A 25,174-nucleotide genomic window follows, 5' to 3' on the forward strand; every position below is an offset into this window, starting at 1 on the left:
GGCGCCGTGCCCACGAGCGGCGTCGAGACCGGCACCGGTCAGCGCAAGCGGCGCGGCTGGCCGCTGTACGAGGTGTTCGTGCGCGGCAAGCGCGGCCTCAACCACGTGCACGTCGGCTCGCTCCACGCCGCCGACGACGAGATGGCACTGCACAACGCGCGCGACCTCTACACGCGGCGCAACGAGGGCGTGAGCATCTGGGTGGTCAAGGCCGACCACATCGCCGCGTCGAGCCCCGACGAGAAGGACTCCTTCTTCGATCCCGCGGGCGACAAGGTCTACCGGCACCCGACGTTCTACGCGATCCCCGAGGACGTGCCGCACCTGTGAACACCCACCACACCGACGTCGGCGAACAGGCCGTGACGGACACCGACGGCACCAACGCCTACCAGTCCCTGTCCGAGACGACCGGCCACGACGACCCGCGCTGGGCGTTCGGCACCGGCATCGTCGAGGAGTCCGGGGCCGAGATCACCTCGCCGGTGCCCGAGGGCGTCGACCCGGCGGATCTGGCCGCCTACTGCCTGATGCTCGGCGACGACGCGCTGATCTGCAGCCACCGGATCTCGGAGTGGGTCTCGAACGCCCCGGAACTGGAGGAGGAGGTGGCGCTGGCCAACACCGCGCTGGACCTGCTCGGGCAGGCCCGCCTGCTGCTGGCCCGCGCCGGCCACGTCGAGCGTCGGGGCAGTGACGGGGCCGGTCGCGACGAGGACGAGCTGGCCTACCTGCGCACCGAGGCGCAGTTCCGGCATGTCGCGATGGCCGAGCTGGGCGACGGCCTCGACTTCGCGCGCGCGATCGCCCGGCTGCTGATCTTCTCCAGCTGGCGGCTGGCGTTGCTGCACCGCCTGCTCGGCTCGGCCGACCCGGTGCTCGCGGCGGTCGCCGGCAAGGGGGTCAAGGAGCTGACCTACCACCGCGACTACGCCGCGCGCTGGACCCTGCGCCTGGGCGACGGCACCGCCGGGTCGCACGCCCGCATGCAGGCCGCGCTCGATGCGGTGTGGCCCTACGTCGAGGAGCTCTTCCGCACCTCCGACGAGGAGCGGCGGCTGGTCGCGGCCGGCGTGGCGGTCGACCCGGCCGAGACTCGCGCCGAGGTCGACGCCGTGCTCGACGAGGTGTTCGCCGCGGCCACCCTGGCCCGCCCGGACCGGCCGCAGATCGGCACCATCGGCGGCCGCAGCGGGCGTCAGGGCGTGCACACCGAACACCTCGGGCACGTGCTCGCCGAGATGCAGAGCCTGGCCCGCCAGCACCCGGGGGCGACGTGGTGACCACGACCAGGATCGACGCGCGCACCGTGGTCGCGCAGGTCGTCGACCCGGAGATGCCGATGCTCACCCTCGACGACCTCGGCGTGGTGCGCGGCGTGGACGTCGACGGCGACACCGTCACGGTGACGATCACCCCCACCTACTCCGGCTGCCCGGCGATCGAGGTCATGCGCGACGACCTGCGGGCGGGGCTCACCGCCGCCGGCTGGCCGCGGGTGCAGGTGCGCACCGTGTTCTCGCCGCCGTGGAGCACCGACTGGATCTCCGTGGAGGGTCGGCGCAAGCTGGGCGAGGCCGGGATCGCACCTCCTGGGCGGTCCGGACCGAGGACGACCGGGCCGATCCCGCTGACGCTCACCGCTCCGTCGACGGCGGTGCGCTGCCCGCGCTGCGGCTCGCCCGCCACCGAGGAGTTCTCGCACTTCGGCCCCACCCCCTGCACAGCGCTACGCCGCTGCCCAACATGCCGAGAACCCTTCGAGCACATGAAGCCGATCTGACGCACCGTGCGAGCTGACCTCGGAGCCGGCACACAGGTCCCGGGCCTCGCACACAGGGCCGGACCTGTGTGCGGACCCGTCAACCTGTGTGCGAGCGTCACCCAACCAACGATGGGAAAGCCAGTGGCGGACTTCCATTCCCTCCCGGTCGCGTCCGTGGAACGGCTCTGCGACGACGCCGTGGCCGTCACGTTCGCCGTCCCCGACGACCTGCGCGGGCTCTACGCGTTCCGCCCCGGCCAGTACCTGACGCTGCGCAAGCACACCGTTGGGGGCGAGGAGCGGCGGTCGTACTCCATCTGCGCACCGGCCGGGGCCGCGCCGCGGGTGGGCGTGCGGCGCGTCGACACGGGCCTGTTCTCCGAGTGGCTGGTGGACGGCCTGGCTGCGGGCGACGAGGTGGAGGTCGGCCCCCCGTCCGGCTCGTTCACCCCGGAACTGGAGGCCGGCACCCACCACGGGTTCATCGCCGCCGGGTCGGGGATCACGCCGGTGCTCTCGATCGCGGCGTCCCTGCTGGCCGCGCACGACGACACCCACGTCACTCTGCTCTACGGCAACCGCCGCACCGACACCGTGATGTTCACCGAGGAGCTGGCCGACCTCAAGAACGCCCACGGTCCCCGCCTGCACCTGCTGCACGTGCTCTCGCGCGAGCCGATGGAGGCCGAGATCGTCGGAGGCCGCCTGGACGCCGCGAAGCTCGGCGAGCTGCTCACCCGCCTCGTCGACACCGCGGATGTGGACCACTGGTGGTTGTGCGGCCCGCTCGGGATGACCGAGGACGCCGTGGACGTGCTGACCGGGCTGGGTGTGCCGAGGCCGCGCGTGCACCGCGAGCTGTTCTACGTCGACGAGCCGCCGCCGGAGCTGCACCGCGCCGAGGAGGTGGTGTCCGGCGAGGTCAGCGAGGTGAACGTGATCCTCGACGGCCGCAGCACCCGCCTCACCCTGCCGCGCGACGTCCCGGTGCTCGACGCCGCCCAGAAGGTGCGCGGGGACCTCCCCTTCGCGTGCAAGGGCGGGGTGTGCGGCACGTGCCGAGCCCGGGTCACCGACGGTGAGGTGACCATGCGGCGCAACTTCGCGCTGGAGGACGACGAGGTGGCGGCCGGGTTCGTGCTCACCTGCCAGACGCTGCCGGTGTCCGGCGCGGTGACCGTCGACTTCGACTCCTGACCACCGGACCCCGACGTCCCGCTCACGCCGCGTGCTGTGGCACGGGTGAGAGCCGGGCTACCGGGCCGAGGCGGGCAGCAGGAGCTTCTCCTGCCCGGGGTTCGCCGGGGTTCCGTAGACGAAGTACGTCTCGGCCGGCAGCGTGGCGCCCCCGATGGCCAGTCCCGTGTCGAAGTCGGCGAGATCCCAGGTGACGGTCTCGTGGTCGGGCTCGAACTGCAGGATGCCGGAGTTGCCGAACAGCTCGATGCGGTTGCCACCGGGTTCGAACACGTAGAGGAACGCGCCCTGGGTGATGCCGTGCACGTCGGGACCGGCCTCGATCCGGATCCCGTACTCACGGCACAGCTCGGCGGCGTCGGTGTTGTGCTGCGGCACGCCGTACCAGAACGCCAGGTGGTGCAGGCGCCCGCGGGTCCCGGTCTGGTCGAGCATGACCGCCATCTCGTGGCCCAGGATGTTCACGCTGAGCCACACGCCGATCTCGGTGTCGGTGGTGAAGTCCACGACCCGCTCGCGGGTGCCGAAGCCGAGGGCCTGCTCGAACATCTCCTTGTGGGCGGTCACGTCGCTCGCCATGAGGTTGACGTGGTCCAGCCGGCGCGGGGGCAGACCCTGCAGCGGCCGCTTGGACCGCCGCGTCAGGATCGGGCTGCGCAGCTCGGGGGGCGCGGTGTACTTCTCGACCTCCCAGACCAGCTCCATCGCGTGCCCGTCGGGGGTCTCGAAGGCGAAGGTCCGCCCGACGCCGAGATCACCCTTCGTCCAGCCCCGGCCCAGGCCGGCGGTGTCGAGCGCGGCGGCGCGGCGCTCCAGCGCCTCGGCCGAGGTGGTGCGCCAGCCCAGCATGCCCAGGCCGGCCTGGTCGGCGGCGGTCAGTTTGAGGCTGTGGTGGTAGGGGTCCTCGTAGCAGCGCAGGTAGACGGAGTCCCTGTCCCGCGCGGTCTCGCGCATGCCGAGCAGCTCGGTGAAGAACCAGAGGCTGCCCTCCAGGTCCGGGGTGAGCAGCTCGGCGTGGGCCAGGTGCGCCAGCTCGAAGCGGGGCAATGGGGTGGTCACGATCGTTCTCCTTCGGGATGGACGATTTCGGTGTTCGACGGCGTCAGTCATGGACGGGCGTCGGCGAGTGCGGGGCCGCATGCCGCTTCGGCGTCGTGGCCGTGGATCCAGCCCAGCCACGTGTCGAGTCCCGTCAGGCGCTCGTCGCGGGCGTCGGCGGCGGGTCCGTCCGGGAGGTGCAGGGCGGCCGAGGTGTCCCACGACGCGCGCTGCACCGCACGGGCCCGTGCCCGGCGCAGCCGCTCGTAGCGGCCGAACGCCGACTCGTGGCCGTCCGGGCCCGCGTCGGCGAGGCAGCGGGCGAGCACGGCTGCGTCCTCGATCGTCTGGTTCGCGCCCTGCCCGTGGTGGGGCAGCATCGCGTGGGCGGCGTCGCCCAGCAGCACCGCACGGCCACGGCTCCAGCGCGGCAGCGCGGGCAGCGTGAACAGGCCCCACCGGTCGCTCTGCGGTCCGGCCTCGACCATCTGCCGCACGGCGGGGTGCCAGCCCGCGAACGCGGCCGCCAGCTCACCCGGTTCGGCCTCGGTGAGCCCGGCCGGGTGCGTCCACCGCTGCGGTCCGTCCAGCACCGCGAGGAAGTTGACCGTCCCGCCGACCTGGTAGTGCAGCAGGTGCGCGCCCGGTCCCACCCAGAACTGGACGGCGGCGGGGTCGGGCAGCAGCGACAGCGCCGCGGTCGGCACCATCGCGCGGAACCCGCTCGTCCCCGAGTAGACCGGCTCGCCGCCGGACACGTGCCGGCGAACGCTCGACCGCACCCCGTCGGCCCCGACGACCACGCGGGCGCGCACCGTCCGCCCGTCACGGAACGCGAGGTGCACCCCGGCCGGGCCGTCGGAGATCTCCGCGAGGCAGCGTCCGAGATGCAGCCGCTCCGCCCCCCACGCCACGCTGAGCGCGCGTTGCAGCGAGGCCCGGTGGATGCCCCAGAACGGGGCCCCGAAGCGGCGCGCGTACCGCTCGCCGATCGGGTGGCGGGCGAGCACGTCCCCGCGGCGCCAGTGCCGGAACTGCAGTTCCGTGGGCACCACGGACGCGGCGGCCAGCTCGTCGCCGAGCCCCAGCCGCTGCAGGATCCGCGAGCCGTTCGCGGCGAGCGCGACCGCCGCGCCGACCTCGCGCAGTTCCTCGGCCTGCTCGAACACCTCGACCGACCGTCCGCGCTCGCGCAGCGCCAGCGCGAGGGTCAACCCGCCGATCCCGCCGCCGACGACGGCGATGTCGACATCCGCCGCGCTCACGGCCGCACCGCCGGGGCCGGGGCGCTCGTCGCCGTGCGGTTCCGGATCAGCAGCAGGGCCCCGGCGGCGATCACGCCGGGGATCGCGAAGGCCAGGAAGTTGGCGTAGAGGGGGACGCCTGCGGTGAGCAGGACCCCGCCGAGCAGCGGTCCGATGATCGCGCCGATGCGGCCGACCCCCAGCGCCCAGCCGATCCCGGCCGAGCGGGCGTGCCCGGGGTAGAACTGGGCGGCGTAGGCGTTGGCGAAGATCTGCGCGGCGAAGGTCGCGCCGCCGCCCAGCGCGACCGCGGCGTAGACCCACAGCAGGTTGCTGTCGCCGAGGAAGCCGAGTGCGCCGACGAAGGCCGCGGCCACGAGGTAACTGACGACCAGCACCAGCCGCGTGCCGTAGCGGTCGGACAGGTACCCGCCGACCCAGGTGATGACGATGCCCGCGAGGAAGAGCGTCATCAGGAACGACAGGCTCGACCCCAGGGGGTACCCGGCCTCGATCATGAGCTGGGGCAGCCAGGTGAGCAGCCCGTAGATCATCAGCAGCACCATGAAGAACGCGATCCACAACATCGCCGTGTTCACGCCGTTCCCGTCGCGGAACAGGCTCGCGACCGGCGAGGCGGCGGCGGTCTCCCGGTCCGGTCCCCGCACCGTGAGCTCGCCGTCGGGGGGCAGGCCGGGGTCGAGCGCACGCAGGGTCCTCCCGAGCTCGTCGGTGCGGCCGCGGCGGACCAGGAACGCCGGCGCCTCGGGCAGGTACCTGATCAGCAGTGGCACCACGAGCAGCGGCAGGGCGCCCACCAGGTAGAGCGAGCGCCACCCGTAGGCCGGGATGAACACCACCCCGATCAGCGCCGCGGCGATGCCACCGACCATGTAGCCGCTGAACATGACGCTGACCAACGTGCTGCGCAGCCGCGCGGGCGCGTACTCGGTGACCAGCGCGACCGCGTTCGGCATCACGCCGCCCAGCCCGAGACCGGCCAGGAACCGGTAGATCCCGACCTCCCACGGCGAGGTCGCGAGGAACACCGCACCGGTGAAGACCGTGTACAACACGACACACGCGATGATCGGCATCCGCCTGCCGACCCGGTCGGCGAGCGCACCGAACGCCATCGCGCCGAGCATCATCCCGACCAGGGCACTGCTGCCGATCAGGCCGGCGGCGGCCGGGCTGATGCCGAACTCGGCGATCATGCTCGGGACGGCGGCCCCGTAGATCGTCAGGTCGTAGCCGTCGAACAGGATCACCAGCCCGCACAGGGCGACGATCCGCATGTGGAACCGACCGAATCGGCTGCGGCCTATGGTCGTATCCAGGTCTACTGGTTGCACGGGACCCACCTCGTCGTCGGGGCTGAGCGGGCACCGTCGCACCCCTCGACAGCGGTGACGTAGCACCGTGTTCCAGTCACTGAAACGGGATCGCGCGGCATGATGGCCGGGCCCCAACCCCTGCCGAGGAGACGGAGATCCGGTGACGACCCCGCACCCCCAGCAAGGCGTCCAGTCCATCGAGATCGGGATGCGGGTGCTCACGGCCCTCGAACGCGGTGGCGGTCCGATGCCGCTGTCGCGGATCGCCACCGACAGCGGCCTGCAGCCGAGCAAGGCCCACCGCTACCTGGTGAGCCTGCTGCGTACCGGGCTGGTCTCGCAGGAGGTCGGCACCGGCCTCTACAACCTCGGCCCGGCCGCCCGCCGCCTCGGCGTCGAGGCGCTGCGCCGTGTCGACGAGGTGGGAACGGCCTCGCGGCACGCCTGCGCGCTGCGCGACCGCACCGGGCACACCGTCTACCTCGCGGTCTGGACCGACGCCGGTCCGAGCCTGGTGCGCCAGGACCACGGCTGGCATCCGCTGCCGATCCTGGTCCGGGTCGGGTCGATCCTGCCGATCACCGACTCGTCGCTCGGGCGCGCGTTCCTCGCCTATCTCCCCGAGCCGCTCACCCGCCCGATCCTGCAGGCTCAGCTGCAGCGGAAGGAGACCTCGGAGGTCCCGCCCGATCGGCTCGCCGAGCTGCTCGCCGAGGTCCGCCGCACCGGCCTGGCCGCGGTGCGCGGCAGCGTCATCGCCGGTCTCAACGTCATCTCGTCGCCGGTGTTCGGTGCGGGCGGCGGTCTCGAGGTCGTCATGGGCGTCGCCATGCCGGCCCGGTTCGACGGCGATCTCGACGTCCGCCGCATCGGGGACGCGCTGCTCGCCACGACCGGTGCCGTCTCGATCGAGCTGGGCGGCGCCGACCAGGCCTGACGGCGTTCTACATTACGTATTGCGTTACACAATGCAGAATCGTAGGGTCGGCAGGGCCCTGTCGACGCCGGAGCGCGGCGGGTGATCTCGGAGCGGAGAGAGGACCACCGCATGAGCGACGTCGAGGTGCCGACGGTGTCCGACGGTGCGCCCTCCAAGCTCGGTCGGGCGCTTCGCCTGCTCAGGGCGTTCGAACCCGGTGACACCGAGCTCAGCCTCGCGGAGCTGGTGCGCCGGACGAGTCTCCCGAAGGCCACCGCACACCGGCTGCTCGGCGAGCTCGCGGAGTGGGAACTCGTCGAGCGCAGCGGCACCGGGCACCGCCTCGGGGTCCGGCTCTTCGAACTCGGTGCCCTGGTCCCGCTGCAGCACCGCCTCCGCGCGGCCGCCGAGCCCTACCTCACCGACCTGTTCGAGAGCACCCGCGCCACCGTGCACCTGGCGGTGCTGGACGGCTCCGACGTGGTCTACGTGCACAAGCTCGGGAGCCGCCACTGCCCCGTCGTGCAGTCCCGGCTCGGCGGGCGGATGCCGGCGTACTGCACCGGGGTCGGGAAGGCACTGCTCGCCCACGCCCCGCCCGCCACGGTGCAGCAGGTGCTGAGCGACGAGCTGGTACGGCGCACCCCGCGCACCGTCGTGGCCCCCGGCCTGGTCCTGCGCGAGCTGCGGGCGGCGCGCGGGCGCGGCTTCGCCGTCGAGCACGAGGAGTCCACGCGCGGCATCGGCTGCGTCGCGGCGCCCGTGCTCGGGACCGACCGGCAGGCGATGGCCGCCGTGTCGGTCACCGGATGGGCCCACCGGCTCGACGTCGACCGGCTCGCACCGGCGGTGCGTGCGGCGGCTCTGGGCATCGCACGGGCCGTGCAGCACACGAGCGCGTGACCCGGCACGCGGCGGAGCCGGATCGGCACCGCCCCGAAGTGCTCAGCGACTGGCCGCTCGCCGGTACTGGTGGTTGGCCAGCGGCACGAAGACCGCCAGGATGATCACGACCCAGATCAGCGTGTAGAGCTCCGGGTTGGCCAGGGACCATGCCGTGGACGGGACCGCGTCGGGGTTCGGATCGGGGTTGCCGAACAGGTCGCGCGCGGACTGCGTGACCGCCGAGACCGGGTTCCACTCGGCGAACGTGCGCAGCGGGCCGGGCAGCGTGTCGAGCGGCACGAACGTGTTGGCCGCGAACGTGAGCGGGAAGGTGACGATGAACGACGCGTTGTTGACGACCTCCGGGCTCGGCACCAGCAGCCCGACCCACGCCATCACCCACGAGATCGCGTAGGCGAACAGCAGGAGCAGCAGGAATCCGGCCAGCGCCTCGCCGACCGAGGTGTTGATGCGCCAGCCGATGAGCAGCCCGGTCAGCGACATCACGATCAGCACGATCACGTTGTTGAGGACGTCGGACAGCGTGCGCCCGGTGAGCACCGCCGAGGGCGCCATCGGCAGTGACCGGAACCGGTCGACGATCCCCTTGCGGACGTCCTCGGCCATCGCCGCCCCGGTGATCGTGGCCCCCAGCACGACGGTCTGGGCGAAGATGCCGGCCATCAGGAACTCGCGGTACCCCGAACCGCCGCCGGCCGGGTCGATCGCGCCGCCGAAGACGTAGGCGAACAGCAGCACGAACATGATCGGCGACAGCGTGGTGAAGACCAGCAGGTCGGGCACCCGCTTGATCTTGATCAGGTTGCGCTTGGCCACCACGGCCGAGTCGGACACGACATCGAGCACGCTCATGGACCGTCCTCCGTGGCGCCCTGCCCGGTGAGGGTGAGGAACACGTCGTCGAGCGTGGGCCGGCGCAGACCGGCGTCGTCGACCGGCACGCCGGCGTCGGCGATCCGGCCGAGCGCCTCGCGGAGCAGGTCGACCCCGCCGGTGACCGGCATGAGCACGCAGCGCCGGTGCTCGTCGAGCACGGGCGCGGCCACCCCGAGCGGGGCCAGCAGCGCACCCACCTCGCCGAGCCGCCCGACGTCGGTGACGGTGATCTCCAGCCGCTCGCCCCCGACCTGCGCCTTGAGCTGGTCGGCGGTACCGCGCGCGATGACCCGGCCGTGGTCGATCACGACGATGTCGTCGGCGAGGACGTCGGCCTCCTCCAGGTACTGCGTGGTCAGCAGCAGCGTGGTGCCCCCGGCCACGAGCTTCTGGATCACCGCCCACATGTCGGTGCGGCTGCGGGGGTCCAGGCCCGTGGTGGGCTCGTCGAGGAAGAGCACCGGAGGGGCCGCGACCAGCGCGCCCGCGAGGTCGAGCCGGCGCCGCATGCCGCCGGAGTAGGTGCGGGCCGGGCGGTTGCCCGCGTCGACCAGGTCGAACTGGGCCAGCAGCTCCCGCGCCCGCTCCCGGCTCCGCCTGCGGCCCAGGTGGTAGAGGCGGCCGATCATGTCGAGGTTCTCGTAGCCGGTGAGGTACTCGTCGACGGCGGCGTACTGCCCGGACAGGCCGAGCCTGCGTCGCACGGACCCCGGATCGCGCAGTACGTCGATCCCGCCCACCTCGGCCTGCCCGGCGTCGGGTGCCAGCAACGTGGTGAGGATGCGCACGACCGTGGTCTTGCCGGCGCCGTTGGGACCCAGCAGACCCAGCACCGTGCCCTCGGGCACGGCGATGTCCACGCCGTCGAGCGCGGTGACGCTCCCGTAGCGCTTCACCAGGCCCGAGGCCCGGATCGCGTCCTTCATGGCACCCCCCGGTCGTGTCGGGGCCCACTGTGCCCGAACCCCCCGACAATCTCGTGGAGGTTTCGGACCAGGATGGTGCGCATGACGGTGCGCTGGGGAATCGTGGGTCCGGGCCGGATCGCGGCGAAGGTCGTGGCGGACTTCCCGCACGTGCCCGGTGCGGAGGTGGTGGCCGTGGCCTCCCGCTCGGCCGAGCGGGCCGGCCGGTTCGCCGCGGAGCACGGCATCGGCCGGGCGCACGGCTCGTACCGCGCGATCGTCGACGACGACGGGGTCGACGTCCTCTACATCGCCACCCCGCACCCCCAGCACCGGGCGATCGCGCTCGCCGCGCTGCGGGCGGGCAAGGCCGTACTCGTGGAGAAGGCGTTCACCGTGACCCCTGCCGCCACCCGCGAGATCGTCGCCGTCGCCGCGGAGACCGGAACCTTCGCGATGGAGGCGATGTGGACCCGGTTCCAGCCGGCGATCGTCCGGATGCGGGAGCTGCTGGCCGACGGCGCGATCGGGGAGGTGCAGTCCGTGCAGGCCGATCTCGGGGCCCAGCACCCCACCGATCCCGCGGATCGCTTCTACGACCCGTCCGTCGGGGGAGGGGCATTGTTCGACGTCGGCGTGTACCCGATCTCGTTCGCACAGATGGTCCTGGGCACCCCACGGACCGTCACCGCACACGGGGTGCTGAGCGAGACCGGCGTGGACGTGGAGGAGGCGATGCTGCTCGGCTGGCCCGGCGGACGCAGCGCGTCGCTGCTGGCGTCGCTGCGCTGTGCCACACCCGGCCGGGCGCGCGTCGTCGGCACCGAGGGATGGATCGACGTGCCACCGCGCTTCCACCACCCGTCGCAGATCGTGCTGTGCCGCAACGGGTCCGAGCCGCGGACCGTCGAGGCGCCTGCCACCGGGGCCGGGTACGCCCACGAGCTGCGGGAGGTGACCGACTGCGTCGCCGCCGGGCGGACCGAGAGCACCGTGATGCCGCTCGCGGACACCGTGATCGTGCAGGACGTGATGGACGAGGTGGCGCGGCAGCTCGGGATGGCCGTGCGGGAGGGCCCCGCCGAGCTGTAGCGGGGGGTCGGCCGGAGAGACCGTCCACCCCCTCCTGCGGAGGTCTCTCCGTGCCGGAACCAGAGCTATACCCACGGTCGGGCGCGCACAACTCGGCCATGCCCCGCATTCGTCCGGCGGACAGCGACACGTCGCTGGGTGGACACCGCGTGACGGCGCGGGCCCGGATGGCCGAGTGCGCGGGACACCGCCCTCCCCGTAGCGTCCCCCGCGCAGCCGGCGAGGGGAACACCGTGACGGACTCGTTGATGCGACTGCACATCTCGACCGGCGACCCCGACGAGGCACACCAGTGGCTCAGCGACGCCTACGCCGACCACCGGGTCACCCTGTCCGGCCGGAGCACGGCGTTCCGCTTCACCCACAGCGTGGCCGACTGCGGACTGCTCAAGGTCGGGGTGGCCCGCCACACCATGACGCTGCACGGCACCTGGGAGCCCCTCGACGACATCATGCTGTTCAGCCACCTGCTCACCGGCCGGTTCACGATCCGCTCGCCGCACGACGAGGTGGCGGCCGGCCCCGGTGACGTGTTCGGCTACGACCCGGACACCCTGATGCAGGTCGAGTGGAACGACATCAAGATGGCCCAGGTCCGCATCCAGCGCTCGGCGATGGAACGGCTGGCCGCCGAGATGCTCGGGGACGACCGCGGCTCGGTCCCCGTCGGTTTCGACCTCGCCCGCCCGGTCACCGCGGCGAAGGCCGTGCACTGGAAACGGCTGATGCAGTACGTCACCACCGACGTCGCCACGAGCCCGGGCGTGCACGGCAGCCCTCTGGTGATGCGGCACGTGCAGCGCCTGGTCGTGGCCACCGCGCTGGCGACGTTCCCGAACTCGACGCTGACCGGGACACCCGTGCCGGCCGGGTACGCCTCGCCGGACGCCGTACGGCGGGCCGTCGAGTTCATCGAGGAGCACGCGGGCTCCGACATCGACCTCACGGCGGTGGCCGAGGCCGCGCACGTGGGGCCGAGGGCGCTGCAGCGGGCCTTCCGGCGCACCCTCGACATCACGCCCCTGGGCTACCTGCGCTCGGTGCGCCTCGACCGCGCGCACGCGGAACTGCGCACGGCCGACCCGGGTGCGGGCGCCACGGTCAGCGGGATCGCCGGCCGCTGGGGGTTCGGGCATCCGGGCCGGTTCGCGGCCGACTACCGCGCCCGCTTCGGCCGTTCCCCGAGCGAGACGCTGCGCAACTGAGCCGGATGTCGCAGATTGCGTCAGCGGCACGTTCGGGCATGCGCCACACTGGCGGCCCCGTCCCGTGAGGAGCGACGATGCTCAAGATGCGCGTACTGCGGCTGGTGGTGCACGTCCGGACCCGGGAGCCGGTGCTGCTGCTCGGTGAGGTCGACGGCGAACGGTGCCTGCCGGTGTTCCTGCGCCGGGCCCAGGCGGACATGATCGCGCTCGGCGAGCGCGGGGAGTCGGACCCCGAACTGCCCCAGGACATGCTGCTGCCCATCGTGCGCGGTCTGGGCCACGAGCTGCACGGCGTCGAGATCGTGGCGCTGGTGGACAGCATCTTCCAGGCCGAGCTGGTGTTCGACGGCGGCACCCGCGTACAGGCCCGGCCCAGCGACGTCCTCGCGATCGCGGTGCGCGAGGGGCTGCCGATCGGGGTCGCCGACGAGATCCTCGACGAGGTGGGCCAGCCCATCGCGGACCTGTTCCCGCACGGCACCGACGCGCCGCCGGAGAAGCAGCTGGAGGACTTCAAGAAGTTCATCGACGAGGTCTCCCCCGAGGACTTCGCCCCCCCGGCGCCCTGAACCCGGCCCGGCCCCGGCGCCGCGATCACGGCGGGATGGTCGCTCGACGATCCCGGGTTGCGGCCGGCCGCCCCTGATCGTTCAGAAGCGGCCGCCGCCGCGCCTGCCGCGGGAGGAGGAGCCGCCGAAACTGCCGGGCGAGCGGCCGCCGCCGAACCCGCCCCCGCCGAACCCGCCGCTCCCGCTGAACCCGCCGCGGGTGGCACCGGAGATGATGCCGCCGAGGATCAGGCTGCCCAGGTCCACGCCGAGGCCGCCACCCCGGCCGCCCGACGGCGCCGACCACGCCGAGGCGTCCGACTGCGCCAGCCGCAGCGCCTCCTGCGCCCGGGCGTCGGCCTGCTGCGCCTGCGCCTGCGCGGTGCCCACGTCGCCGCCCGACGTCGCGGCCTGCAGGTGGCGCTGCGCCTCCGCCAGGCGGGTGCGCGCCTGCGCACCGACCGCGCCGCGGCGGGTCCCGATGAAGTCCGCCGCGGCGGCGACCGACGAGCGCGCGGTGAGCAGGGTCTGCTCCAGCACCGCGGCGGCGCGCCGGGCACGGTCCTGCGCGGCCCGGGCCTGCGCGATGCCGGTGTCGAGCGCGGACCCGGCGTCGTCGAGCAGGCGCAGCGCGGCGATCGGGTCGGACGACTCGGCCTGCGCGGACGCCGCGATCGCCGCCCGCGCCCGCGCCACGATCGGCGCCAGCGCGGCGTCGGGCAGCGCGCCCGCCTCGGCCACGTCCTGCTCGGTCTCGGCGCGGGCCGCCGGGATCCGCGCCGCGGCGTCGGCCAGCTCGGCCTCGCGTCGCGCAACACCGTCGAGCAGCGTCTCGGCCTGGGTGATCGCGTCCTCGGCGGCGCGACCGGAGACCACCGCGGCGGCGGGGCGGGCGGCGTCCAGCTCGGCGCGGCCCGCGGTGATCTCCGTACCGGCCACGGCGAGCAGCTGCCGGGCCCGGTCGAGGTGGCCGGCGACCGGTTCGAGCGCGCTCGGGGCGTAGCGGGCGCCCAGCGCGGCCCAGGTGGCCTGGACCTGCGGCTCGCGGGCGGCCACCGCATCGCGACGGCCGGCGAGCCCGGTGAGGTACTGCGGCGCGGTGGCCTCGAGGTTGCGCAGCTCGTCGAACGCGGCCACCTGGGCGTCGAGGCGCTCGTCGGCGGCGCGGCAGGCCCGGATGATGTCGGCGTACATCGCCCGCTGGGCCGGCTCGTCCTCGGGGACGTCGTCGTCGAGGAGCTGGCGGATGCCGAACGCGCGCAGCATGTCGGAGCGCGACTCCTGCACCGCCGTGGTGAACGCGGTCACCGCCTCCTCGCCGAAGTGCGCGCGTGCGGCGGCGAGCTCCTGCTCGGACGTGCGCACCGCCTCGTCGACCTCGATCAGGCCCGCGCTCGCCCGGTAGGCGAGGTCGTCGGTGGCGACGTCGGTGAACTCGTCGCGGGGTGGGGCGGGCTGCTCGGCCTCCGGGGCCGCCGCGGCCCCGCGCCGCCGCCGGGACACCAGGTAGGCGCCCCCGCCGACGGCCGCGACGCCGCCGATCACCAGCGCGGCCACCGGCACGCCGCCCGACCCGCCGCCCAGCCCGTCGGACAGCGCGATCGCGGCCCCGGCCCAGTCGTCGACGGCGAGCCGGTCCTCGGTGGCGGCCAGCGCACTGTCGATCGCCGAATCGGACGGTGCCGCACCCTCGGCGATCGAGACCCCGTAGGCCCGGTCGCCCACCGCCACCGCCAGCAGCACGTCGTCATCACCGAACTGGGAGAGGCGAGCGGCGTCGTCGGCCCAGTCCTGGCCGTCCGCACCGTCGAAGCTGTCGACGTAGACGACGAACAGCTGGGTGCGGTCGGCCTCGCGCAGCCTGCCGAACGCCTCGGTGATGCGGGCCTCGTCGCCGGGGGCGAGGACACCCGCGGAGTCGGTCACCGCGTCCGCGACCCGCGACGGCGGCTCGGCGCTCGCGACGCCGAACCCGCCGAGCAGCACCAGGGCCGACACCACGGCGAGCAATCCGAACCTGCGCACGGCGACCTCCATCCGATGATCGGTCCCATCATGTCGTGCCCGTCCCCGCAGCCGTGGGGCGCCCGACGGGGCACGCGGCCCCGGAGGCTCCGGGACCTCGGCCGAGGCGATCCACTTCCCCTGGATTGGCCCTGGCCGATCACGCCATGTGGCCGAGGATGAGGACATGGCCGTCGTCGACCTCCGCCCGCTCCCCGTCAGCCAGAACCCGGCGCGACGACTCACCCAGCTGGCCGGCGGCCTCGCGCTCTACGGCTTCTCGATGGCCATGCAGATCCGCGCGACGCTCGGGCTCAACCCGTGGGACGTGCTGCACGAGGGCCTGAGCCGGCAGACGCCGCTGAGCTTCGGGCTGATCACCGCGATCACCGGCGTGGCGGTGCTGCTGCTGTGGATCCCGCTGCGGCAGCGGCCGGGCATCGGGACGGTGGCGAACGTGGTGGTGATCGCCGTGGCCGTGGACGTCGGGCTCGCCGCGCTGCCGGCGCCGGACGGCCTGGTGGCGCGGATCGCGCTGATGGTCGGCGGTGTGGTGCTGAACGGTCTCGCGTCCGCGGCCTACATCGGCGCCCGGCTCGGACCCGGCCCGCGCGACGGGCTGATGACGGGGCTGGCCGCGCGCACCGGGAGCTCCATCCGGCTGGTGCGCACCGGGATCGAGATCACGGTCCTCGCGGTGGGGTGGCTGCTCGGCGGGACCGTCGGCGTCGGCACGCTGCTCTACGCGCTGGCGATCGGCCCGCTCACACAGGCGTTCCTGCCGTTCCTGGTGGTGCGGGCGGCGGGCCCGGACCGGCCACGTCGATGACCGCCGCGGAACCGGACGCGGTCCGGGTCAGCCGACGGCGACGGCGACGGGCGCCGGCTCGGTCAGCGTCCACGGCCGCACCACCGTGACCAGCACGACCAGCGCCAGCACCATCCCGCCCGCGACGACCGCACCCATGGCGAGGGCGTCGTTGCCCAGCACGCCGACGACGGGCGAGATGACCGCACCGATCCCGAACTGCACGGCGCCGAGCAGCGCGGCGGCGGTGCCCGCGGTCTCGCCGTGCCGCGCCAGCGCCACCGCGGGGGCGTTGGGCAGGGCGAACCCGGTGCAGAACAGCACCAGCCACATCCCGCCGAGCACCCCGACCAGCCCGCCGAACGCCGTGGCGGCGATCGTGACCAGCAGCAGACCGGCCCCGGCCCCGACCGACACCGCGGCCAGCAGGATCTGGCGCGGCTCGAACCAGCGCAGCAGCACGGGGTTGAGCTGGGTGGCGACGATCAGCCAGACCGCACCGGCACCGAACAGCAGGCCGAACTGCTGCTGGTCGAGCCCGTACTGGTCCTGGAACACGAACGACGACCCGGAGACGTAGGCGAGCAGCGCCGACATCGCCAGGCCGGCGACGATCACCAACCCGACGAACGTGCGGTCGCCGAACAGCGCGCCGTAGTCGCGCATCGTGCCCCGGACGCCGGCCGTGCGCCGCCGCGCGGGCGGCAGCGTCTCGGGCAGTGCCAGCGCCGCGATCGGGATGAGCAGCAACGCGTACACCGCGAGCGCCACGAACACCCCACGCCAGGAGGTGACGGTGAGCAACGCCCCGCCCAGGGTGGGCGCGATGATCGGCGCCGCTCCCATGACCAGGATCAACCGGGAGAGCAGGGTGGCGGCGGCGCGACCGGTGTACAGGTCACGCACTATCGCCATCGCGACGACGGCGCCCGCGGCCGCGCCGACGCCCTGCAGCACGCGCAGCCCGCCGAGCACCACGATGTTCGGCGCGAGCGCGCAGAGCACCGAGGAGACGACGTGCAGCGCGGCGCCGGCCAGCAGCGGCCGCTTGCGGCCCATGACGTCGGACAGCGGCCCGATGGCGAGCTGGCCCAGTGCGAGCCCGAGCAGGGTCCCGGTGAGGGTGAGCTGGACCGTGGCCGAGGTCGTCAGGAACTCGGCGGTGATCGTCGGCAGGGCCGGCAGGTACATGTCGATCGTCAGCGGGCCCAGCGCGATCAGGGAGCCGAGGATGACGATGAGCCGCAGCCGCTCGCCCCGGCCGGGTGCGGTGGCGGGCTCGACCCGATCGGAGGTTGTCGTCACTGATCGCTCAAGGGGCGACCTCCGGCGGGTTGTTCCCGATCCCGGCCGGGTGTGACGCCGGGCACGTCGCCGAGCCCGGATACGGTGCGTCCCATGGTGGTGGCCCGGATGCGACCGTTCACGTCGACGATCTTCGCCGAGATGTCGGCGCTGGCGCTGCGCACGGGCGCGGTCAACCTCGGCCAGGGCTTCCCGGACACCGACGGCCCGCCCACGCTGCTCGCCGACGCCGCCGCGAACATCACCGGCGGGGTCAACCAGTACCCGCCCGGACCCGGGATCCCCGCCCTTCGCGCCGCGGTGGCCGAGCACCAGAGCCGCTTCCACGGCCAGTCCGTCGACCCGGAGCACGTGCTGGTCACCACCGGCGCCACCGAGGCGATCGCCGCGGCCGTGCTCGGGCTGTGCGAGCCGGGCGACGAGGTCGTGACGTTCCAGCCCTACTACGACTCCTACGCCGCGACGGTCGCGCTCGCCGGTGCGGTGCTCAGGGCCGTGCCGCTGCGCCCACCGTCGTTCGGCTTCGATCCCGACGAGCTGCGGGCCGCGTTCTCGGCGCGGACCCGGATCGTGCTGGTCAACACCCCGCACAACCCGACCGGCGCCGTGTTCACCGCCGAGCAGCTCGCGCACATCGGGGAGCTGGCCGCCGAGTTCGACGCGGTGGTCGTCACCGACGAGGTGTACGAGCACATGGTGTTCGACGGGGGCACGCACGTCCCCGTGGCCACGCTCCCGGGGATGGCCGAGCGGACGCTGACGATCTCCTCGGCCGGCAAGACGTTCTCGGTGACCGGCTGGAAGGTCGGCTGGGTGCACGGACCGGCGGAGCTGGTGGCCGCGGTGCGCGCGGCGAAGCAGTTCCTCACCTACGTCAGCGGCGCGCCGTTCCAGCCGGCCGTCGCCGCGGCGCTCGCGTTGCCCGACGCGTTCTACACCGACCTCGCGACGGGCCTGCAGCGCAAGCGCGACCTGCTCGGCTCCGGGCTGCGCGCCGCCGGGTTCACCGTGTTCCCGTCGGCCGGCACGTACTTCGTGGTCACCGACGCCGCGCCGCTGGGCGTCACCGACGGGGCCGACCTCTGCTGGCGGCTGCCCGAGCTGATCGGCGTGGCCGCGGTGCCCGTCTCGGTGTTCTGCGCCGATCCCGACCTGGGTCGCACCCTGGTCCGCTTCGCCTTCTGCAAGCGCGACGAGGTGCTGGCGGAGGCGGTGGACCGCCTCACCGGTCTGCGCGCGGCGCTGTGAGGGCGCGATCTGCGCGCCGTCGCAGGGCTTCCCGCTCGTCGCAGTGAGTGCAACGTCTGCGACGAACCGGACCCTGTGCGAGCAACGAGACGCTGTGCGACGAACGAGACGCTGTGCGACGACCCGGGGGGCGGTGCTGCGCCGCCGGACCCGCCGTCAGCCGACCCGGCGTTCCAGCCGGACCACGACCCACTTCGACGTGGGCGTGTTGCTCTCCAGCGCCACCGAGTCGAGCGGGATCAGCGGGTTGGTCTCCGGGTAGTAGGCGGCGACGCAGCCCTTGGGCGTGGCGTACTCCACCAGCCGGAAGCCGTCGGCCCGGCGCTCGACGCCGTCGGACCACTCGCTGACCAGGTCCACCACGTCCCCGTCGGCGAGACCGAGCTCGGCCAGGTCGGCGGCGGAGACGAACACGACCCGGCGGCCCGCGTGGATGCCGCGGTAGCGGTCGTCGAGGCCGTAGATCGTGGTGTTGAACTGGTCGTGGCTGCGCATCGTCTGCAGCACCAGCCGCCCCGCAGGCACGCGGACCGCGGCGAGCGGGCTCACCGAGAACACGGCCCGGCCCGGCGTCGTCGGGAAGGTGCGGCTGTCGCGCGGGGGGTGCGGCAGCGTGAACCCGCCGCGGGCCCTGATCTTCTCGGCGTATCCCTCGCAGCCGGGCACCACGCGGGCGATGCGGTGCCGGATCTCGTCGTAGTCGCGCGAGAACGCCGTCCACGGGATGCCGTGGCGGTCGCCGAGGGTGGCGGCGGCGATGCCGCAGACGATGCCGACCTCGGAGCGCAGGTGCTCGCTCGCCGGCGCCATCCGGCCCCGGGAGGCGTGCACGGCCGACATCGAGTCCTCGACGGTCACGCGCTGCTCGGTGCCGCCGGAGCGGTCGCGCTCGGTGCGGCCCAGCGTCGGCAGGATCAGCGCCGTGCCGCCGCAGACCACGTGCGACCGGTTGAGCTTGGTCGACACCTGGACGGTGAGCCGGGCCCGGCGCAGCGCCGCCTCGGTCACCCCGGTGTCCGACATGGCCGACACGAAGTTGCCGCCGAGGCCGACGAAGACCTTCGCCGCGCCGTCCCGCAGCGCCCGGACCGCCTTGACCGCGTCCCACCCGTGCTCGCGCGGGGGCTCGAAGCCGAACTCGGCACCCAGGGCGTCGAGGAACTCCTCGGGCGAGCGCTCCCAGACGCCCATCGTGCGGTCGCCCTGCACGTTGGAGTGCCCGCGCACCGGGCACAGGCCCGCACCCGGCTTACCGATCATGCCCTGGAGCAGCGCGACGTTGACGAACTCCTTGATCGTCGCGACGGCGTTGCGGTGCTGGGTGATACCCATGGCCCAGCAGTTGACGATCTTCGTCGAGCGGGCGAAGACGTCGGCGAGCTGCTCGATCTGCGCCCACTCCAGGCCGGTGGCCGCGAGCACCTCGGCCCGGTCGATCTCGCGCAGGTGCTCGGCGTAGGCCGCGAACCCGACGGTGTGCTCGGCGATGAAGGCCTCGTCGGCGACGCCTCTGCGCAGCAGCAGGTGCCCGAGGGCCTGCCAGAGCGCGAGGTCGCCGTCGGAGCGGACCTGCAGGTAGTGGTCGGCCAGCTCGGTGCCGCGCCCGGCGATGCCCGAGGGCTTCTGCGGGTTGTTGAACTTGAGCAGGCCGGCCTCGCGCAGCGGGTTGATCGCGACGATCGTGGCGCCGTTCCGCTTCGCGATCTCCAGCGCGGAGAGCATCCGCGGGTGGTTCGTGCCCGGGTTCTGCCCGGAGATGACGATGAGGTCGGCCTGGTGGATGTCGTCGAGGGAGACCGAGCCCTTGCCGATGCCGATGGTGTCGGCGAGGCCCACCGAGGTGGACTCGTGGCACATGTTCGAGCAGTCGGGCAGGTTGTTGGTGCCGTAGGCGCGGGCGAAGAGCTGGTAGACGAACGCGGCCTCGTTCGACGCCCGGCCGGAGGTGTAGAACAGCGCCTCGTCCGGCGACGCCAGCCCGCGCAGGTGCTCGGCGACCAGGGCGAACGCGTCGTCCCAGGAGATCGGCTCGTAGTGCGTGCCGCCCGGTCGGCGCACCATCGGCTCGGTGAGCCGGCCCTGCCGGCCCATCCAGTACTCCGAGCGCGTCTCCAGGTCGGCCAGGGAGTGCGCGGCGAAGAAGTCGGGCCCGATGCGGTTCGTGTCGCCCTCCCAGGCGACGGCCTTGGCGCCGTTCTCGCAGAACTCCGCGGTGTGGCGGTGCTCCGGGTCGGGGTCGGGCCACGCGCAGCTCATGCAGTCGAACCCGTCGACCTGGTTGAGTCGCAGCAGGTTGCGCGCCGTGCGCACGGGGCCCATCTGCTTCATCGCCATGCCGAGGCTGACGGCGACGGCCGGGAGGCCGGCGGCGGCGCTCTTGGGCACTCCGACCTCGATGTCGGGCTCGGGCTGCACGGCGGTCATGTCGCGATGCTAAGCAGCACGTGCGTGCGGGGGCGCGCCGGAACCGGCGGATGTGACGACCGGCATGGCGGCCCCACTCGCACCGTCAGTTCTGCCGCGGCCCTCCGGGGGCCGAGGCCACCTGACCCTGCGGCACCAGCACCTCCTGGCCCTCGCGCAGGCCGGAACGGACCTCCAGATACTCGTCACCCACCGCGCCCGGCTCGAACGGGAGGACGACCGGGTCGCCGCCGTCGGGGCGCGGGGCGTCGACGACCCGGCGCCCGTCCTGGGTCCGGACCGTCGACGACGGCACGCGCAGCACGTTGTCCACCGCCTGCACCCGCACGGACGCCTCGGCGGTCTGCCCGTCGCGCAGCCGCGGGTCGGAACCGGTGAGCAGCACCGTGGCGGAGAAGCTGACGATGCCCGACGCGTCGTCGCCGCTGGGGGCGACCGCGAGCACGGTGCCCGGCAGCGTGAGGTCCGGCAGTGCGTCGACCGTGACGTCGACGGCCTGGTCGACCTGCAGCCGCGCCGCGTCGGACTCCTCGAACGGCACCACCAGCTGGAACGAGTCCACGTCGTTGAGCACGAGGAACGCGGCGCCGCCCGTGGACGCCCCACCGGTGCCCGCGGCGTCGGTGGTGCCCGGCAGCCGGGCGCTGCTGCCCGGGGCCTGCGCGGTGGTTCCCGACGCCGGCCCCACGAACTCCCCGACCGCGCCGTTGATCGCCGAGACGACCCCGGCGACCGGGGCCCGCAGCGCGGCGGCGTCCAGGTCGTCGCGGGCCAGCGCGACCCCCACCTGCGCGTCGCGGACGGCCGCCTCCTGGGCGGCGGTGTCGGCCGGCCGGTCGCTGCCGGCCTGCTCGAGGTTGTTCTGCGCGGTGACGACGCTCTGCCGCGCGTTCTCGACGGACAGCCGGCCCGCCGCGGCGTCGACCTGCTCGCGCTGCTCCGCCGACGCGACCGCCGTCTCCGAGGCCAGTACGGCGCCCTCCGCCTGCTGCACCGCCGTCTCGTCCGCGGCGATCCGACCGCAGGCGGGGTCCTCCGCATCCGCGTCCGGCGCAGGGGCCGCGTCGAGCAGGCTCGGCTGCGCGGTCGCCGACGCGGTGTCGCACGCCTTCCGGTCCTCGTGCAGCGTCTCCTGCGCGCGGGCGAGGGCGGAGCGGTCGAAGTCCAGCTGGGCGCGGGCGCGTTCGGTGGCCGAGGCGTTGGACCCGGCGGTGGCCTCGACCTGGTCCTCGGTGGCGTCGAGGATCGCCCGCGCCTGTTCCAGGGTGGCGGCCGCGGCGTCGACCTGGTTGCCGCCCGTGATCTTGTCGAGCTGTGCCTGCGCCTGCGCGAGCTGGGCCTCGCTGCGCTCCAGCGCCCCCTCCCGTGCGGCGTCGTCGAGACGGGCCAGCACCTGCCCCGCCGAGACCCGGTCACCGACCTGCACGAACACCTCGGCCAGCTCCCCGCCCTCGGCGAAGCCCAGGTTCTGCTCCCTGACCGAGACCAGCGTGCCCGACGCCGACACGCTGGTGGCCACCAGCCCGCGGTCCACCCGCACGACCGGGGGCGGGGCGGGCGCGCCGCTGCACGCCGCCGTCGTGACGAGAACGGCGGCCACCACGGCGGCCCGGCGCATGTTCCTCATTGGTGCCTTCCCACTACTGAAAACGCAGAGCTTCGATGGGGCGCAGCCGCGCGGCCCGGTTGGCCGGGTAGCCCCCGGCGACCAGGCCGATCAGCAGGCTGATGACGAACGAGATGACGATCGAGTTGGGATCGACGACCGGCGGGGGGAAGTCCGGGATCGCCTGCGGGAGCAGCAGGGCACCCGCGGTCGCGATGCCGATCCCGAGCCCGATGCCGACCAGCCCGCCGAACCCGGCGAGGAACGTCGACTCCAGCAGGAACTGCTGGAGTATCGCGCGACGGCGGGCCCCGATGGCCTTGCGGATACCGATCTCCCGGGTCCGCTCGGTGACCGTGACCAGCATGATGTTCGCGACGCCGATCCCCCCGACGATCAGCGAGATCGCGGCCACGGCCACCGTGAACAGCGTCAGGAACGACAGTGTCTGGTTGACCTGGTCGAGCAGGTTCTGCTGGGCGGTGGCCTCGTAGTCGCGGTCGGCGGGGTCGTCGACGCCGTGACGGTCGTCGAGGATCGCGTTGACCTGCGTGAGCGCGGCGGGCACGGCGTCGGGCGCGCGGGCCACGACGATCACGTTGTCCACCGAGTCCCCACCGCCGAGCAGGGAGCCGCGCGCCGTGCCGATCGGCATGATCACGATATCGTCCTGCCCGGTGGCGGCCACGACCCCGATGACGCGGAACGTGGTGCGGCCGATCCGCACCTCGCTGCCCAGCGCCGCCCCGGCGTCGCCGCCGAACAGGTCCTCCACCGGTCCGGGTGCGAGCACCGCGACCTTCGCCCGGCCCCGCGCCTCGGTCTCGTCGAACATCCGGCCGACGACGAGGTCGCGGTCGACGACGTCGAGGTACGCGGCCGTCGTCCCGGACACCGAGCTGGCGTACTGCGTGCCGCCGGCCAGCTGCACCGACACCGGCCCGCCGGACACCGGGGTGGCCGAGGCGATGTCGGGTGCGTCGAGGGGGTCGGCGAGCGCTTCGACGTCGGCGTCGGTGATGTCGCGGGCGCCGTCGCCCTGTCCCGCCGTCACCGAGATCTGGGTGGCCAGCGCGCCGAAGGAGTCGGTGAAGCCGCGCTGGATCCCGTTGCCCAGTGCCACCAGCACGATCACGGCCGCGACGCCGATGATGATGCCCAGCGTCGTCAGGCCGGAGCGGAGCTTGTTGGCCCGCAGGCCGCGCATCGCCAGGCGGGCCGCCTCCCAGACGGTCACCGCTCACCCTCGCTGCGTGCGGTCGGCACGGCCCGGACGCGCTGCGGAGGATTCGCGGGCCCGCTCATCGCGCCCCGACCCGGTCGTCGCTGGTGATCCGTCCGTCGCGCAGGCGCACCACACGCTTGGCGTACGTGGCCACCTCGTCCTCGTGCGTGATCAGCACGACGGTGCGGCCCGTCCCGTTGAGCTCGACGAGCAGCCGCATGATCTCGGCGGTCGACGCGCTGTCCAGGTTCCCGGTCGGCTCGTCGGCCAGGATCATCGTCGGCCGGGTGACCAGCGCGCGGGCGATCGCGACCCGCTGCTGCTGGCCGCCGGAGAGCTCGTTGGGCATGCTCGGGCCGCGGTCGCCGAGCCCGACCCGCTCCAGCGCCCCGAGCGCGCGGGTGCGGCGCTCGCGCCTGCCCACCCCGGCGTAGACCAGCGGCAGTTCCACGTTGCGTGCCGCGCTCGTGCGCGGGATGAGGTTGAAGGACTGGAAGACGAACCCGATGCTGCGGTTGCGCAGGTCGGCGAGCCGGTTCTCGCGCAGGAGCCCGACGTCGGCGCCGTCGAGGCGGTAGTGGCCCTGCGTCGGCAGGTCGAGGCAGCCGAGGATGTTCATCATCGTGGACTTGCCGGATCCGGACGGTCCCATGATGGCGACGAGGTCGCCGTCGTCGACGGTGAGATCGACGGCGTCGAGGGCCCGCACCTGCACCGCTCCGGCCTGGTAGACCTTCGTCACGGCGTCGAGCTCGATCATCGTCCCCCTTCCCGGCACACGACGCGGCGGGCCGGCGCGGCGGGCGATCGACCCGACCGTGCTCCCGATCCGGACCGTATCCGGGTGCGCGGACGCCGTGCCCGGGCCACCCTCAGCGGCTCCTCAGGTGCCGGGCCGTGACTGACCCGGCGCGAGGCGGACCGTCGGCCGCGTCGTTCGGGCAGGATCACGGGCATGACCGCGACCCGACGCCGCTGACGCGCGTGCCGGTGCGCCGCGGTCTGCCCTGGAGCTGGGGCGCCACCGACGCCGAGATCGACGCCGATTACCCGTGCGCGGCGCTGGTCCCCGACCCCGCGGCCCGGATGGTGCGCGCCGTCGACGTGGCCGCGCCGGCCGCGGTCACGTTCCGCTGGGTCTGCCAGCTCACGCAGGCGCCCTACAGCTACGACCTGATCGACAATCTCGGCCGGCGCAGCCCCCGCACGCTGACCCCGGGAGCGGACGCGCCGGAACCCGGCACGCCGTTCGTGATGATCTTCCAGATCGCCGACGTGGTCCCGGGCCGCGAGATCACCGGGGTGGGCCGTCCGGGCCCGACGCGCCGCTTCGGGCCGATGGCGTGCACCTACCGGGTATTGCCCGCCGGCGAGCACCGGTCGCGGCTGGTCGCCCGCCTGGATCTCACGGCCGGGCGCCTCGCCGCCCCGATCGCCTGGGGCGATCTACTGATGATGCGGAAGCAGCTGCGCACCCTTGCCGCATGTGCGGGACGGACCGCCTGACCCGTCCGACCGG

General features: G+C 73.6%; 23 protein-coding genes. 12 read left to right on the forward strand and 11 right to left on the reverse strand.

Annotated elements, in window-relative coordinates; all coding sequences use genetic code 11:
• The first annotated feature begins 6 nt into the window (after window positions 1–6).
• The 4 genes from paaB (at window position 7) to paaE (ending at window position 2,962) form a co-directional block, all read left to right on the forward strand.
• Complete coding sequence (paaB, locus tag Q1K26_RS20170) at window positions 7–330, forward strand: 1,2-phenylacetyl-CoA epoxidase subunit PaaB (RefSeq protein ID WP_300015374.1); 324 nt, start codon at window positions 7–9, stop codon at window positions 328–330.
• The gene (gene paaC / locus Q1K26_RS20175; protein ID WP_300015208.1) at window positions 327–1,283 is read left to right on the forward strand and encodes a 1,2-phenylacetyl-CoA epoxidase subunit PaaC; all 957 of its coding nucleotides are present in this window, start codon (window positions 327–329) and stop codon (window positions 1,281–1,283) included. The genes paaB and paaC overlap by 4 nt, the downstream gene beginning before the upstream one ends.
• Window positions 1,277–1,783, forward strand: a complete 507-nt coding sequence (gene paaD / locus Q1K26_RS20180; RefSeq protein WP_300015211.1) for a 1,2-phenylacetyl-CoA epoxidase subunit PaaD — start codon at window positions 1,277–1,279, stop codon at window positions 1,781–1,783. Before paaC ends, paaD begins: the two co-directional genes overlap by 7 nt.
• Before the next feature lie 111 nt (window positions 1,784–1,894).
• Window positions 1,895–2,962 (forward strand): 1,2-phenylacetyl-CoA epoxidase subunit PaaE, encoded by a 1,068-nt coding sequence (paaE, locus tag Q1K26_RS20185; RefSeq protein ID WP_300015214.1) that lies wholly within the window; start codon window positions 1,895–1,897, stop codon window positions 2,960–2,962.
• A gap of 57 nt (window positions 2,963–3,019) precedes the next feature.
• On the opposite strand, the gene Q1K26_RS20190 is transcribed toward paaE, so the two are convergent.
• Genes Q1K26_RS20190 through Q1K26_RS20200 form a run of 3 tightly spaced genes read right to left on the reverse strand, consistent with a single transcriptional unit; the run spans window position 3,020 to window position 6,542 of the window.
• Window positions 3,020–4,021 carry a VOC family protein gene (locus tag Q1K26_RS20190; protein WP_300015217.1) on the reverse strand — a complete coding sequence of 334 codons (1,002 nt, stop codon included), beginning with the start codon at window positions 4,019–4,021 and terminating at the stop codon, window positions 3,020–3,022.
• 47 nt (window positions 4,022–4,068) lie between these two features.
• The gene (locus Q1K26_RS20195) at window positions 4,069–5,265 is read right to left on the reverse strand and encodes an FAD-dependent monooxygenase (RefSeq protein ID WP_300015220.1); all 1,197 of its coding nucleotides are present in this window, start codon (window positions 5,263–5,265) and stop codon (window positions 4,069–4,071) included.
• Window positions 5,262–6,542: an aromatic acid/H+ symport family MFS transporter gene (locus Q1K26_RS20200; protein ID WP_300015223.1), complete on the reverse strand. Its 1,281-nt coding sequence runs from the start codon at window positions 6,540–6,542 to the stop codon at window positions 5,262–5,264. Before Q1K26_RS20200 ends, Q1K26_RS20195 begins: the two co-directional genes overlap by 4 nt.
• Window positions 6,543–6,741: 199 nt before the next feature.
• Between Q1K26_RS20200 and Q1K26_RS20205 the strand changes: the two genes are divergently transcribed.
• On the forward strand, window positions 6,742–7,518 hold the full coding sequence (locus Q1K26_RS20205) for an IclR family transcriptional regulator (RefSeq protein WP_300015226.1): 777 nt from the start codon (window positions 6,742–6,744) through the stop codon (window positions 7,516–7,518).
• A gap of 111 nt (window positions 7,519–7,629) precedes the next feature.
• The gene (locus tag Q1K26_RS20210) at window positions 7,630–8,403 is read left to right on the forward strand and encodes an IclR family transcriptional regulator (protein WP_300015229.1); all 774 of its coding nucleotides are present in this window, start codon (window positions 7,630–7,632) and stop codon (window positions 8,401–8,403) included.
• Between the two features lie 42 nt (window positions 8,404–8,445).
• Here the strand turns inward: Q1K26_RS20210 and Q1K26_RS20215 are convergent, their stop codons facing one another.
• Both Q1K26_RS20215 and Q1K26_RS20220 read right to left on the reverse strand, forming a co-directional pair.
• The gene (locus Q1K26_RS20215) at window positions 8,446–9,258 is read right to left on the reverse strand and encodes an ABC transporter permease (protein ID WP_300015232.1); all 813 of its coding nucleotides are present in this window, start codon (window positions 9,256–9,258) and stop codon (window positions 8,446–8,448) included.
• Window positions 9,255–10,208, reverse strand: coding sequence for an ATP-binding cassette domain-containing protein (locus Q1K26_RS20220; protein WP_300015234.1), 954 nt, complete (start codon window positions 10,206–10,208; stop codon window positions 9,255–9,257). Before Q1K26_RS20220 ends, Q1K26_RS20215 begins: the two co-directional genes overlap by 4 nt.
• 81 nt (window positions 10,209–10,289) lie before the next feature.
• Here Q1K26_RS20220 and Q1K26_RS20225 point away from each other — a divergent pair, with 81 nt between their 5' ends.
• The 3 genes from Q1K26_RS20225 to Q1K26_RS20235 all read left to right on the forward strand — a co-directional run bounded on the left by Q1K26_RS20225 (window position 10,290) and on the right by Q1K26_RS20235 (window position 13,056).
• Complete coding sequence (locus Q1K26_RS20225) at window positions 10,290–11,279, forward strand: Gfo/Idh/MocA family oxidoreductase (RefSeq protein WP_300015236.1); 990 nt, start codon at window positions 10,290–10,292, stop codon at window positions 11,277–11,279.
• Between the two features lie 233 nt (window positions 11,280–11,512).
• Complete coding sequence (locus Q1K26_RS20230) at window positions 11,513–12,484, forward strand: AraC family transcriptional regulator (RefSeq protein ID WP_300015239.1); 972 nt, start codon at window positions 11,513–11,515, stop codon at window positions 12,482–12,484.
• Between the two features lie 77 nt (window positions 12,485–12,561).
• Window positions 12,562–13,056, forward strand: coding sequence for a bifunctional nuclease family protein (locus tag Q1K26_RS20235; protein WP_300015242.1), 495 nt, complete (start codon window positions 12,562–12,564; stop codon window positions 13,054–13,056).
• A gap of 81 nt (window positions 13,057–13,137) precedes the next feature.
• Here Q1K26_RS20235 and Q1K26_RS20240 read toward each other — a convergent pair whose 3' ends face one another.
• Window positions 13,138–15,060, reverse strand: a complete 1,923-nt coding sequence (locus tag Q1K26_RS20240; protein ID WP_300015245.1) for a TPM domain-containing protein — start codon at window positions 15,058–15,060, stop codon at window positions 13,138–13,140.
• 166 nt (window positions 15,061–15,226) lie between these two features.
• Here Q1K26_RS20240 and Q1K26_RS20245 point away from each other — a divergent pair, with 166 nt between their 5' ends.
• Window positions 15,227–15,868 carry a hypothetical protein gene (locus Q1K26_RS20245; RefSeq protein ID WP_300015248.1) on the forward strand — a complete coding sequence of 214 codons (642 nt, stop codon included), beginning with the start codon at window positions 15,227–15,229 and terminating at the stop codon, window positions 15,866–15,868.
• Between the two features lie 27 nt (window positions 15,869–15,895).
• On the opposite strand, the gene Q1K26_RS20250 is transcribed toward Q1K26_RS20245, so the two are convergent.
• Entirely contained in the window at window positions 15,896–17,152 is a 1,257-nt protein-coding gene (locus Q1K26_RS20250) for a multidrug effflux MFS transporter (RefSeq protein WP_300015251.1), read from the reverse strand.
• Window positions 17,153–17,245: 93 nt separating this feature from the next.
• On the opposite strand from Q1K26_RS20250, the gene Q1K26_RS20255 reads away from it, so the two are divergent.
• Window positions 17,246–18,400 (forward strand): pyridoxal phosphate-dependent aminotransferase, encoded by a 1,155-nt coding sequence (locus tag Q1K26_RS20255; protein WP_300015254.1) that lies wholly within the window; start codon window positions 17,246–17,248, stop codon window positions 18,398–18,400.
• 156 nt (window positions 18,401–18,556) lie between these two features.
• On the opposite strand, the gene Q1K26_RS20260 is transcribed toward Q1K26_RS20255, so the two are convergent.
• The 4 genes from Q1K26_RS20260 to Q1K26_RS20275 all read right to left on the reverse strand — a co-directional run bounded on the left by Q1K26_RS20260 (window position 18,557) and on the right by Q1K26_RS20275 (window position 24,415).
• Complete coding sequence (locus tag Q1K26_RS20260) at window positions 18,557–20,824, reverse strand: FdhF/YdeP family oxidoreductase (RefSeq protein WP_300015257.1); 2,268 nt, start codon at window positions 20,822–20,824, stop codon at window positions 18,557–18,559.
• A gap of 85 nt (window positions 20,825–20,909) precedes the next feature.
• Window positions 20,910–22,451 (reverse strand): biotin/lipoyl-binding protein, encoded by a 1,542-nt coding sequence (locus Q1K26_RS20265; protein ID WP_300015260.1) that lies wholly within the window; start codon window positions 22,449–22,451, stop codon window positions 20,910–20,912.
• A 13-nt stretch (window positions 22,452–22,464) separates the two neighbouring features.
• Window positions 22,465–23,667 carry an ABC transporter permease gene (locus tag Q1K26_RS20270; protein WP_300015263.1) on the reverse strand — a complete coding sequence of 401 codons (1,203 nt, stop codon included), beginning with the start codon at window positions 23,665–23,667 and terminating at the stop codon, window positions 22,465–22,467.
• Between the two features lie 64 nt (window positions 23,668–23,731).
• On the reverse strand, window positions 23,732–24,415 hold the full coding sequence (locus tag Q1K26_RS20275) for an ABC transporter ATP-binding protein (protein ID WP_300015266.1): 684 nt from the start codon (window positions 24,413–24,415) through the stop codon (window positions 23,732–23,734).
• A gap of 137 nt (window positions 24,416–24,552) precedes the next feature.
• Between Q1K26_RS20275 and Q1K26_RS20280 the strand changes: the two genes are divergently transcribed.
• Complete coding sequence (locus Q1K26_RS20280; RefSeq protein ID WP_300015269.1) at window positions 24,553–25,161, forward strand: polyketide cyclase; 609 nt, start codon at window positions 24,553–24,555, stop codon at window positions 25,159–25,161.
• Window positions 25,162–25,174 lie beyond the last annotated feature (13 nt).

This window comes from Pseudonocardia sp., from assembly GCF_029263155.1.
Taxonomy (GTDB): Bacteria; Actinomycetota; Actinomycetes; order Mycobacteriales; family Pseudonocardiaceae; genus Pseudonocardia.